Raw genomic sequence first — 12,576 nt, forward strand, 5'->3', positions numbered from 1 at the left:
GGCGATCGGCTCTGAGGAGCTCCGCTTCCGCCCCTACGCGCGTCAGGCTGCGGCTTCTTCCGCAGACCGTGACACGCCGCTGACGCTTCTTCATGATCCGATCCGCGATCGCACACCCTCGTGCCGGTCGCCGGTTCGGCACACCCACACCTGTGAAATGGGCGAACTGTGACCAGTCCTATCGACATCGAAGGCGGCGGGACCTCGGTCGTCGTCGACGGCGACCAGCAGCCGAAGAGCAAGCCCGAGGAGGCCAAGCAGCTCGAAGGCCGCTCTCCCGGGCAGTTGATGTGGATCCGCTTCAAGCGCGACCGCACCGGAGTGGTCTCGGCCTACGTCGTGATCTTCTTCTTCGTGGTCGGCCTCGCGGCCCCCCTGATCGCGAAGCTCTACGGTAAGGACCCGTACACGGTGTTCGCCGACGAACGCCCCGAGCTCTTCGACAGCGCGGGTGTGCCCCTGCAGCCCAACGGCGGTATCAGCGGCGAGTTCTGGTTCGGCCTGGAGCCCGGCAACGGCTACGACGTCTTCACCAAGCTGCTGTACGGCATCCGCAACTCCCTGATGATCTCGCTCGCCGTCACCGTCGCGACCGTGCTGACGGGCATCGTCCTGGGGGTCGCGGCCGGCTATCTCGGCGGCAAGCCCGACCAGTTGATCAGCCGCGTCATCGACTTCCTCCTCGCCTTCCCGGCCCAGCTGTTCTTCATCGCGAGCATGCCGGTCGTGGTCTCGCTGTTCGTCAGCCCGCGCGACGAGACCCCGGTCTACGTCCGGGTCGTCGCCCTCATCGCCGTGCAGTGGGTGCTGGGCTGGATGAGCCTCGCCCGCATCCTGCGCGGCACCACACTCGCCCTGCGAGAACGGGAGTTCATCGAGGCCGCCAAGGTCAGCGGGGCGTCTCCGGTACGGATCATCCGCAAGGAGATCCTGCCCAACGTGGTCACCCCGATCCTGGTGCAGTCGACCTACATGCTGCCCAACTTCGTGACCGCGGAGGCCGGTCTGAGCTTCCTCGGGGTCGGGATCGTCGAACCGACGCCGGACTGGGGGCAGATGTTCTCCAAGGCGTCGACCGAACTCGTGATGCAGAACGACATCACCTACATGTTCTTCCCGGGCATCTCGATGATCATCTTCATCGTGGCGTTCAACCTGCTCGGGGACTCGGTCAGGGACGCCTTCGATCCCAAGACGGCGCGCTGACCGCCAAGTTGTGGGCGTCTCCGCCCGACAGAGACCGACGGCTCCCACCGGGCCCGGTTCGCACTTCAATTCGCAACGGTGACACAAGATGGGTGGAATCTGAGTGATGGGTAAGGGTGGACGCCACGCGTACGCCGCGCTCTCACTGCTGGCGGCGGGGGCTCTCGTGCTCACCGGCTGCAGCGAGGGTGGCAGCAAAGGCAGCGACAACGACAAGCAGGACAAGGAGAACGCGCAGCGTCAGCAGGCCGGCATTTCCTTCGGCGACGCCAAGGACTCCACGGGCCCGGCCGCCGAGGTCCCCGGCGCCAAGGCCGGCGGCACCGTCACGGTGCTCCAGCGCGACAGCTTCGCGCACCTCGACCCGGGCCAGATCTACGTCTCCGACGAGATGGCGCTCTCGCAGCTGATCCACCGCGGTCTGACCGCGTACAAGGCGACCAGCGACGACGGCAAGAAGCACGAGGTCGTCGGCGACCTGGCCACCGACAGCGGTACCACCACCGACGGCGGCAAGACCTGGAAGTACACGCTCAAGGACGGGATCAAGTGGGCCGACGGCTCCACGATCACCGCCAAGGACGTGCGCCAGACCTTCGAGCGGCTCTTCGCCCCGTTCATCTCCAACGGCCCGACCTACATCCAGCAGTGGATGGCGAACACCCCGGGCACCGAGTACCGCAAGCTCCTCCCGGACGGCCCCTACAAGGGCAAGCACCTCCCGGACAGCGTCCTGGAGACGCCCGATGACAAGACGATCGTCTTCAAGTTCAAGACGGCCAAGCCCGACCTGCCGTACGCGCTCGCCATGGCGGGCTACTCCATCGTGTCCGCCGAGAAGGACACGAAGGTCAAGTACGACAAGTCCCCGATGACCTCCGGTCCTTACAAGATCTCGGAGTTCAAGTCCGGCAAGACGATGACCCTGGTCAAGAACACCAACTGGGACCCGAAGACCGACGCGGTCCGGCACCAGTACGTCGACCAGTTCAACATCGAGTTCAACAAGCAGTTCGAGGACTCCACCAAGGCCATCCTCGACGACAGCGGCACCAACGCGACGGCGATCAGCTTCAGCAACCAGGTCGACGCGGGCAACCTGACCAAGGTCCTCAACGACGCCGCGATGAAGAACCGCACGGTCTCCGGCTACCAGCCGTACGTGGGCCAGATGAACATCAACCTGTCCCAGCCGGAGATGCAGGACAAGACGGTCCGCGAGGCCATCGCCTACGCCCTGCCGATCACGCCGTTCGTCCGTGCCTTCGGCGGCACCGACGCGATGGAGGTCGCCGGCGGTCTGATCAGCCCGACCGTCTCGGGCTACGACCCCAAGTTCGACCCGTTCGGCAAGAAGGCCAAGCCCGCCGGTGACCCGGCCAAGGCCAAGGAACTGCTGAAGAAGGCCGGCAAGACCGGTCTGAAGCTCACCTTCGGCTACATCAACACCCCCGAGGGCCAGCAGTACTCCACCGCCATGGCGGCGGGCCTGGAGAAGGCCGGCTTCGACGTGCAGCGCCAGGAGATCCCGGCCGAGACCTACTACGACCAGGTCAGCAAGGTCAAGAACAACTACGACATCTTCCACACCGCGTGGGGTGCCGACTGGCCGAGCGCCTCGACCGTCATCCCGCCGCTGTACGACGGCCGCCAGATCCAGGACGGCTCCTCGAACTACTCGCACATCAACGACCCGAAGGTGAACGCCGACATCGACAAGGCGAACACCATCACCGACCCGATCAAGGCCGCCGAGGCCTGGAACAAGATCAACGAGTACATCGTGAAGGATGTCGTCTCCAACATCCCGACGGCGTACTACAAGCAGACCCAGATCGCCGGATCCAAGATCGGTGGCCTCGCGTACGACGACGTCATCGGCGGCGTCGACCCGCGCAGGCTCTTCGTGAAGTAACCCGTCCAAGCGGCGTCAGGTGCGCCCCGTCCCGTGACGGGGCGCACCGCGTCCGCCCAGGCTTCGCCCGAAAGCTGCCACTGAGATGCTGCGCTTCCTCCTCCGCCGGATCCTCGGCTCATTCGTGATCCTGGTCCTGCTGACCGTGGTCGCCTTCCTGCTCTTCTTCGGCATGCCCCGCGACCCGGCGCTGCTGATGTGCGGCAAGACCTGCACGCCCGACGCGCTGGCGAACATCCACCACACGCTAGGGCTCGACAAGTCGATCCCGGAACAGTTCTGGATCTTCCTGTCCGGGCTGGTCACCGGACGCAGCGACTTCGAGCAGGGCCCCTGCCCCGCCCCGTGCTTCGGGTACTCGTACCACACCAACGAGCAGGTCTGGTCGACCCTGATGGACCGGCTGCCGCTCACCCTCTCGCTCGCGGCCGGCGCCACCGTCGCCTTCCTGTTCGTCGGACTCGGCACCGGACTGCTCGCCGCCTGGAAGCGCGGCACCTTCGTGGACAAGTCGTTCACCGCCGGGTCCATGGTGCTCAGTTCGATGCAGATCTACTTCCTGGGCCCGCTGGCGCTGGCGATCCTCGTCTACCAGACCCACATCTTCGACGAGCCGGACTACACCCCGATCACCGACAACCCCGCCGCCTGGTTCACCGGGCTGATCATCCCGTGGGCCGTGCTCTCCACGATCTTCGCCGCGCAGTACACCCGTATGGCACGCTCCTCGATGATCGAGCAGCTCCAGGAGGAACACGTCCGCACCGCCCGCGCCAAGGGCATGAGCGGCCGCTACGTCTTCTTCCGCTACGCCTGGCGTGGTTCGCTGATCCCCATCATCACCATCCTCGGCATCGACCTCAGCTCGCTGCTCGGCGGCGCGATCATCACCGAGTACACCTTCGGACTGCCCGGCCTCGGACGGCTCGCGGTGGAGTCGGTGCAGTTCAGCGATCTGCCGCTGCTGCTCGGCGTGATGCTGTTCTCGGCCGCCGTGATCCTGCTGTGCAACATCGTCGTCGACGCCTGCTACGCCTTCATCGACCCGCGCGTGCGGCTGTCCTAGGAGCTCTGTCGTGACCACTCTGACCAAGGAGGCCGGGGCGCCCGTCCCGTCCGACGCGGGCGCCTTCCTCTCGGTGCGCGACCTGCACGTCAGCTTCCGCACCGAGGACGGCATGGTCCGCGCCGTCGACGGACTCTCCTTCGACCTGGAGCGCGGCAAGACCCTCGGCATCGTCGGCGAGTCCGGTTCAGGAAAGTCCGTGACCAACCTGACGATCCTCGGGCTGCACAACCCGAAGTTCACCACCGTCGAGGGCGAGATCCTCCTGGAAGGCCAGGAGCTGACCACCGCCCGGGAGTCCGAGCTGGAGAAGCTGCGCGGCAACAAGGTCGCCATGATCTTCCAGGACCCGCTCACCGCGCTGTCCCCGTACTACACGGTGGGCCGGCAGATCGCCGAGCCGTTCATGAAGCACACCGGCGCCTCCAAGAAGGCCGCCTGGGACCGCGCGGTGGAGATGCTCGGCAAGGTCGGCATCCCCAACCCCAAGGAACGCGCGAAGGACTACCCGCACCAGTTCTCCGGCGGTATGCGCCAGCGCGCGATGATCGCGATGGCCCTGGTCTGCGACCCGGACCTGCTGATCGCCGACGAGCCGACCACCGCGCTCGACGTGACGGTGCAGGCCCAGATCCTCGACCTCCTGAAGGACCTCCAGCAGGAGTTCGGCTCCGCGATCATCTTCATCACCCACGACCTCGGCGTCATCGCCGACATGGCCGACGACATCATGGTGATGTACGCGGGCGGCGCGATCGAGCGAGGCACGACGAACGAGGTCCTGCGCGCTCCCCAACACCCCTACACCTGGGGTCTGTTGAACTCGATGCCGCGCCTCGACTCGGACCTCGCGGCCCCCCTGGCCCCCATCCCGGGCGCCCCGCCCTCGCTGCTCAACCCCCCGTCCGGCTGCCGGTTCCACCCGCGCTGCACCTTCCAGGACCGGGTCGGCGGTACCCGCTGCACCGACGAACGCCCCTTGCTGGCCCCGGACCGCGCCTCCGCCTGCCATCTCACGGCGGACCAGAAGCGGACCATCTTCATCGAGGAGATCAAGCCCAGCCTGGGCTGATCGAAGAGACCAAGCCCAGCCCGGGCCCGTCGTAGTCCCAGTCCTAGGAGGACACGTCATGAAAGAGGACCTCGTCCTCCCGGCCCCGCGCGAGGCGGCCGCCGACTCGTCCGGTGACCCGCTGCTGGTCGTCGAAGGGCTCACCAAGCACTTCCCGGTCAAGGGCGGCTTCCCGATCCGGCGCACGGTCGGCGCGGTGCAGGCCGTCGACGGCATCGACCTGACCGTCCATGTCGGCGAGAGCTTCGGCCTGGTCGGCGAGTCCGGCTGCGGCAAGTCGACGACCGGCCGCCTGATCACCCGGCTGCTGGAGCCGACGGCAGGGAAGATCTCGTACCGCGGCAAGGACATCACCCATGCCAGCCGCAAGGAGCTGGCGCCGATCCGCTCCGAGATCCAGATGATCTTCCAGGACCCGTACTCGTCGCTGAACCCGCGGCAGACGGTCGGCAAGATCATCTCGGGTCCGATGGAGATCAACGGCATCGAGCCGACGGGCGGCCGGGAGGCGCGCGTCCGTGAGCTGCTGGAGATCGTCGGTCTCAACCCCGAGCACTACAACCGCTTCCCGCACGAGTTCTCCGGCGGTCAGCGGCAACGTATCGGCGTAGCACGTGCGCTGGCCCTGGAACCGAAGCTGATCGTGGCGGACGAGCCGGTCTCGGCCCTCGACGTCTCCATCCAGGCGCAGGTCGTGAACCTGCTCCGGAAGGTCCAGGACGAGCTGGGCATCGCGTTCCTGTTCATCGCCCACGACCTGGCTGTCGTACGGCACTTCTCGCAGCGCGTCGCGGTCATGTACCTCGGCAAGGTGATCGAGGTCGGCGACCGCGAGTCCATCTACACCCGCCCCCGTCACCCCTACACCCACGCCCTGCTGTCCGCGGTCCCCGAGGTGAACCTCACGGAGGAGACGGAGACGGGCGGGCGGGAGCGGATCAGGCTGGCCGGTGACGTCCCGTCGCCGATCTCGCCGCCGTCCGGCTGCCGGTTCCGGACGCGGTGCTGGAAGGCGCAGGACAAGTGCGCCACGGAGGAGCCGCCGTTGATCCGGATCTCCGGCAACCGCGAGGGCCATCTGACGGCCTGCCACTTCCCTGAGGACCCGACGATCGAGGCACGGGACGAGGACATCGTGCTGGACCCGGCGCTGGCGGCGCTGGAGGAGGAGTTGAACGACGACTAGCCGGTGAAAGGCCGGTGAAAGACCGCGGAAAGATCCCTGTCCGAGGCTGGACGGCAGAAGCGGGACGGCCGTCACCGGCGGCCGCCCGCGGCATCCGATCCATCGGAAAGGGAGAGCACCGTGGAGCACACCACGCACGCCGAGACCTTCGGTGACCAGGGCACGCTCGGCAACTCCGAGGCCCCGCAGCAGCCCGAGTTCATCGAGGTCCGGCTCCTGGACAAGATCGAGACGATCCAGAACAAGCAGATCGACAGCTGACAACGGCAGACCCCGGCGGCGGACCGGCTCCGCCGCCGGGGTCGTTTCCCGAGGAGACGCCCGTGCAGCTGCCACGGATCAAGGCGGAGCACGCCCCGCACCGCTTCGACGACGGAACACTCCGGCTCGGCGGCGGGGTCTACGGAGTCGCGGCGGAGATCGCCGATCCGCACGGCTGGGTCTGGGACGCGCTCACCCTGCTCGACGGCGCCACACCGCCGGACCGCATCGAGCGCGCCCTCGCGGACAGCCATCCCGCGCTGGGCCCCGAAGGCGCCCGCAGGCTGCTCGCCGAACTGCTCGACACCGGCTACGTCGAGGACGCCGCCGCCCCTCCTCCGGACGGCCTCACCGACCGCGAACGCGAGCGTTACAGCCGGAACCACACCTACTTCCGGTACGTCGACCTGCGCCCCGGCGTCGACGCCTGGTCCTCCCAACTGCGCCTCAAGCAGGCCCGCGTGACCGTGCTGGGCGTGGGCGGCGCGGGCAGCCACGCCGCGTGGGCGCTGGCCGCCGCCGGGGTGGGCGAGCTGCACCTCGTGGACCCCGACGTGGTCGAGGAGTCCAACCTCAGTCGGCAGGTGCTCTACACCGAGGCCGACCTCGGCCGCCCCAAGGCGGAGACGGCGGCCCGCCGCCTCGCGGCCATGAACTCGGCCGGCCGCTACACCCACGAGAGCCGCCGCGCCGACACCGAGGCCGCGCTCACCGACCTCGCACGGCACCGGGACGTCTTCGTGCTGTGCGCGGACGAGCCCCGCGGCGACCTCATCCGGAAGATGACGAACCGGGTCTGCGCGACCCTGGGCGTGCCGTGGGTGTCCGCCGGCTACAGCGGCCCCCTGGCGACGGTCGGGGTGTACGCACCCGACGGCCCCTGCTTCGAGTGCGTCGGCGCCGGCGAGGAGGCCAAGCTCAAACCCGGGTGGACCCCGCACCTGGGGACCGCCGGAGCGCTGGCCCCCGCCGCCGGGATCTCCGGACAGCTCATCGCCCACGAGGTCATCGCCCTGCTCACCGGCATCGGCGCCACCCCGCCCGGCTATGTGCGCGGGGTGAACCTGATCGCACCCGACCAGCACGTCTTCGTACGGCACCCGGCCCGGCCCGACTGCCCGGTGTGCGGGCCGTGACGGCCGCCGCGCCGCCGGAGCCGGACCCCACCGTCGTCCTGCACCCGCTGGAGATGCGGCAGGACCGGGACGAGTGGATCGTCGGCCGGCAGGGCAACGACCAGGTCATCGCACTGCCCGAGATCGGCGTCGCCGCGCTCCGGCTGCTCGCCGAGGGACGCACCGTGGGCCAGACCCGCGGCACACTGCGCCAGGACACCGGCCGTGACCTCGACGTCGGGGCGTTCGCCGAGTCGCTGGCCGCCGCCGGTCTGGTCGCCGCGATCGGGACCCGGCGCTTCGAGACGGCGCCGGTCCCGGTCTCGCTGCCCCGGCTGCGGCAACACCACGTCCGCTGGGTCCTCTCTCCCGCTCTGCACGCCGCCGTCCTCGCCGTCCCCGTCGCCGGACTCGTGGCCGTCGTGCTGCGCGGACGCTCCCTGCCCACCTGGGACGACCTGGTGTGGGCGCGCCTCGGCACCGTCAACCTCCTCGTGCAGTCGCTCGCCGCCTGGTGTCTGATCGGCCTGCACGAACTGGCGCACCTGGTGACCGCGCGGGCCGCCGGGGTCGCCGGGCGGGTGCGGCTGGGCACCCGGCTGCAATTCCTGGTGGCCCAGACCGAGGTGTCCGGGATCTGGCTCAAGGGCCGGCGGGCGCGGCTCACCGTGTATCTGTCCGGGCTCGCCGTGGACGCCGCCGTCTGGGGCGGCTGTCTGCTCGCCCTCGCGGCCGGCGCCGACTCGCCCCTGCTGCCGGTCGTCGCGATGACCCTGGTCACCTCCTTCGCCAACCAGTGCCTGGTCTTCATGCGCACCGACCTGTACTTCGTCGCCCAGGACCTGACCGGGTGCCGCAACCTCTACGGCGACGCCGGCGCCTGGCTCCGCCACCTCGGGGCCCGGCTCCTGCGCCGGGCGAGCCGCGATCCGCTGGCCGGGCGGCGACCCGGTGAACGGCGGATGCTCAAGGCGTACGCGGCGGGCGCGGTGGCGGGCTCGATCGCCTGTGTCTTCGTCGGGCTGCGGCTGCTGCTGGACGTCACCTGGCCGCTCCTGGCCCGCTCCGGCCACCGACTGCTGACCGGCACCGACCCGCTGCTGAGGCTCGACGCCCTGGTCACGGTGCTGCTTCTGACGGGGCTCCAGGTGCTGTGGGCGCGGTTGTGGTGGCGGCGGCACGGGCCGCGGGTGCGGGGAGTGCTGCGCAACGCATGGACGTGGGCGGGACGCCGTACGGGCTGAGGCGGAGCGGGAGAGAAGGGAAGGGGGAAGGAAACAGAAGGGAAATGCTGTGCAATTCCTGTGTCTCGGGCGGGCGTTGCTTGGCCGAGAGCCCTGGATTACGTTCTGTGAATGCTCACCCCCCGGCTTTGCTTTCGAGTGCTCGGCCCGCTGGAAGTCGAGATCGATGGGCAGCCCGCCGCGCTCACCGGACGGCAGCGCGCGCTGTGCACCGCGCTCCTGCTCCACGCCGACCATGTGGTCTCCGTCGACCGCCTGATCGACCTTCTCTGGGACAGCCGTCCACCCGGAGCGGGCGCCGCGCGCGTGCGCGCCCTCGTCGCCGAGGTCCGCCGGGTCCTCGGCCCGCACGGCCCCAGCCTGCTGACCACGCGTCGGCCCGGCTACGTCATGCACGCCCGCCCCGGCGAACTCGACCTGCTCACCTTCGAGCAACTGGTCGAGGACGGTTCACGCGCCGCGGCGAACGGCGACTGGGACACCGTGCGCCACCACGCCGAGCAGGCCCTCGGCCTGTGGCGGGGCGAGCCGTTGTCCGACCTGCCGGAGACGGCCGGCAGCGAGGCGGAACGGCGACGGCTCGGCGAACTGCACGTCGTCGCCCGGGAGAGCGCGGCCGAGGCGGACCTCGAGACCGGCCGGCACCGGCAGGCCGTCGCCGAGCTCCTCCGCCTCACCACCGCCCACCCCCTGCGCGAACGCCCGCACGCCCTGCTGATGCGTGCGCTCCAGGCGGACGGGCGGCCCGCCGAGGCGCTCCAGGTGTACGCGGAGCTGCGCCGCCGCATGGTCGACGAACTCGCCCTGGAACCCTCGGACGACCTGCGCACCCTGCACCGGCGGCTGCTCGCCGGCGGCACCGCGGCCACCGTGCCGCCCGCGCGCCGCCCGCCCGCCACCCGCCCCGCACCCGTCCCCCCGGCGCGGCCCGGGTCCGAGCGCCGGGTGCCCCGCCAACTCCCGCCCCCGCCCCGGCGCTTCGTCGGCCGCGACGCCGAACTGCGGGGCCTGGACGCCGCTCTGCGCACCGCCGAACCGCTCGCTCTCCTCGTCGGCCCGGCCGGCGTCGGCAAGAGCGCGCTGGCCCTGCACTGGGCCCACCGGGTCGCCGACCGGTTCCCCGACGGACAGCTGTTCCTGGACCTGCGGGGCTTCGACGACGCCGAACCCATGGGCCCCGAGGAAGCACTGCCCCTGCTGCTGCAGGGCCTGGGCTGTGGCCCCCGGGACATCCCGCTCGGCACCGAGGCGCAGACCGCCCTGTACCGGACCCTGCTGGCGGACCGTCGGGTCCTCGTCGTCCTGGACGACGCGGCGGACCCCGCGACGGTACGGCTGCTGCGGCCCGCGTCCACCGGGTCCCTGACCCTGGTGACCAGCCGCGACAAGCTCAGCGGACTGGTCACCCTCGACGGCGCGTACCGGGTGGCGTGCGACGTCCTGGACCGCACCGGCGCCCTGGAGCTGATCGGCGCCGTGGTCGGCGCCGAGGCCGTCGACGCCGATCCGGCGGCCGCCGCCGAGCTGGTCGAGCTCTGCGACCGCCTGCCGCTGGCCCTGTGCGTGGCCGGTTCATGGATCGGCGGCAGCCCCGGCGGCATCCGGACCTACGTCCGCGACCTCGCCGACCGCGGACGGCTCGCCCGGCTGCATGTCGAGGGCGAGGAGAGCATCGCCGTACGCGCCGCCCTCGACATGTCGTACGGCGCCCTCCCCGACGCCGCCCGGCGCGTCTTCCGGCGGCTGGGCCTGCTGCCCGGCACCGGTCGCTCGCTCCGTGCGGCCGCCGCGGCCGCGCACACCGACGAGGCCGCGACGGCCGACCTGCTGCGGCTGGCCCAGCGGGTGCACCTGCTGCACGACGCCGGTCACGGCCGTACCGCCTGGCACGACCTCGTCCACGAGTACGCCCGCGACCGCACCGCCGCCGAGGACACCGCCGCCGAACGCGCGGCGGCCGTCGAGCGGCTCCTCGACCACTATGTGCAGAGCGTCGTCAACGCGGCCAGGACGGCGGGCCTGTACCTCATGCGGGACCGCCCCGACGCCCTCGACGGCTCGCTGCCGCGGGAGTTCCGCACCACGGAGGAGGCGTACGACTGGTTCGACGCCGAGTGGGACGACATCGCGGCGGCCATCGGCCATGCCGCCGAGCACGGGCCCGCCCGGTTCGCGTGGGGGCTGGTCGACGCCTTGCAGGACCTGTTCCACCACCGGCGCCCGCTCGCCGACTGGATGCGCCTGGCGCTGCTGGCCCGGGCGGCCGCCGAACGCGACGGGGACCTGCGCGGCCAGGTCGCGATGCATGTGTCGGTGGGCCACGCCCGCTGGCGCAACGGGGACCTGCGCGGTGCCCTGGCCGAGTACGAGCAGGCGGAGGAACGGGCGCGCAAGGCCGACTGGACCCACGGCGAGGCCGTGGCGCTCCAGGGCGCGGCCGTCACCCTGAAACTGCTCGGCGAACCCCTGCGGGCCCTGCCCCGCTACCGGCGCGCCCTCGCCCTGTACCGCACCCTGGGAGAGGTCAGGAGCGAGGAGGTCATGCTGATCAACATGGCCTCGCTGAACCTGGCCCTGGGCCGTACCGACGCGGCCGAGGAGGCGGCCGGCGCCGCGCTCGCCCTGATCGGCGCCACCGCGGACCACCACCGGGCGCTGGCCCTGGTCAACCTCGCCCTGGCCCGGCAGAAGCAGGCCCGGTTCGCCGAGGCGGAGGCCGCGCTGCGCACCTGCTTCCTCGTCTGCCGCGACTCCGGGTCCACCTACGCCGAGGCGGTCGCCCTGGAGACCCTGGGCCGGGTACGGGCCGACGCGGGCCAGGACGAACGCGCGCTGCCGGCCTACGAGGACGCGCTCGCCATCTCGCTGCGGGCGGAGAACCGCAACTGCCAGGTCGACTCCCTGGTGGGACTTGCGGCACTGAAGCTGCGGGCCGGCCGGGCGGACGAGGCGGCCGGCCACCTGGACGCCGCGTTCGAGATCGCCGAACGGACCGGACATCGCACGGGCCATATAGAGATCCTGGTGGAACGCGCCGCCGTCGCCCGCGCGACCGGCCTCCCGGGTGTGGCCCTGGACCACCTGGACAGCGCCGCCCGCCTGGCCGTGGACGGCAGCCCGCTCACGCTTCCCCGGGTCCAGGTGGCCGCCGCGGTGATCCGGCTGGAGAACGGCGACCCGGCCGGCGCCCTGGACGCGGCGGAGGAGGCGGTCGCGCGGGCCCGGGACTCCGGCCAGCGCCTGATCGAGGCCCGAGCCGCACTGGCCCTGGCCGCCGCGCACGAGGCCCAGGGCGCCTCGGGGCCGGCCGCGGCGGCGCGGACGCGGGCTACCGCCCTCTTCGACACGATCGGCACCCCGGAACACGCCCGTGCGGCGCTGCACGGACCACCCCCCGAGGGCGTACGACCGCGACCCGCGGCCCCGCACCGAGAGCTGCCGTTGGACGCGGAGTCCCGGCTCGACCTGTACCTCACCGAACACTTCACCGAGCCCGGCGACGACGGTTGAG

General features: G+C 70.8%; 9 protein-coding genes. All 9 read left to right on the plus strand.

Annotation, left to right across the window (positions count from 1 at the left end; genetic code table 11):
* Positions 1-168: 168 nt before the first annotated feature.
* The 9 genes from ACFUO4_RS22165 to ACFUO4_RS22205 all read left to right on the plus strand — a co-directional run bounded on the left by ACFUO4_RS22165 (position 169) and on the right by ACFUO4_RS22205 (position 12,575).
* Entirely contained in the window at positions 169-1,206 is a 1,038-nt protein-coding gene (locus ACFUO4_RS22165) for an ABC transporter permease (RefSeq protein ID WP_079308144.1), read from the plus strand.
* A 106-nt stretch (positions 1,207-1,312) separates the two neighbouring features.
* The gene (locus ACFUO4_RS22170; protein WP_079308146.1) at positions 1,313-3,121 is read left to right on the plus strand and encodes an ABC transporter substrate-binding protein; all 1,809 of its coding nucleotides are present in this window, start codon (positions 1,313-1,315) and stop codon (positions 3,119-3,121) included.
* 85 nt (positions 3,122-3,206) lie between these two features.
* Entirely contained in the window at positions 3,207-4,187 is a 981-nt protein-coding gene (locus ACFUO4_RS22175; protein ID WP_079308148.1) for an ABC transporter permease, read from the plus strand.
* 10 nt (positions 4,188-4,197) lie between these two features.
* Positions 4,198-5,259: an ABC transporter ATP-binding protein gene (locus ACFUO4_RS22180; protein ID WP_079308150.1), complete on the plus strand. Its 1,062-nt coding sequence runs from the start codon at positions 4,198-4,200 to the stop codon at positions 5,257-5,259.
* A 58-nt stretch (positions 5,260-5,317) separates the two neighbouring features.
* The gene (locus ACFUO4_RS22185) at positions 5,318-6,445 is read left to right on the plus strand and encodes an ABC transporter ATP-binding protein (RefSeq protein ID WP_079308152.1); all 1,128 of its coding nucleotides are present in this window, start codon (positions 5,318-5,320) and stop codon (positions 6,443-6,445) included.
* A gap of 120 nt (positions 6,446-6,565) precedes the next feature.
* Positions 6,566-6,706, plus strand: coding sequence for a hypothetical protein (locus ACFUO4_RS22190; RefSeq protein WP_179143318.1), 141 nt, complete (start codon positions 6,566-6,568; stop codon positions 6,704-6,706).
* A 62-nt stretch (positions 6,707-6,768) separates the two neighbouring features.
* Positions 6,769-7,842 (plus strand): HesA/MoeB/ThiF family protein, encoded by a 1,074-nt coding sequence (locus ACFUO4_RS22195; RefSeq protein ID WP_383487273.1) that lies wholly within the window; start codon positions 6,769-6,771, stop codon positions 7,840-7,842.
* Entirely contained in the window at positions 7,839-9,065 is a 1,227-nt protein-coding gene (locus tag ACFUO4_RS22200; protein WP_383487276.1) for a hypothetical protein, read from the plus strand. The genes ACFUO4_RS22195 and ACFUO4_RS22200 overlap by 4 nt, the downstream gene beginning before the upstream one ends.
* 111 nt (positions 9,066-9,176) lie before the next feature.
* Positions 9,177-12,575, plus strand: coding sequence for a BTAD domain-containing putative transcriptional regulator (locus ACFUO4_RS22205; RefSeq protein ID WP_383487279.1), 3,399 nt, complete (start codon positions 9,177-9,179; stop codon positions 12,573-12,575).
* Position 12,576: the final 1 nt, after the last annotated feature.

This window comes from Streptomyces sp. NPDC057280 (assembly GCF_042668605.1).
Taxonomy (GTDB): Bacteria; Actinomycetota; Actinomycetes; order Streptomycetales; family Streptomycetaceae; genus Streptomyces.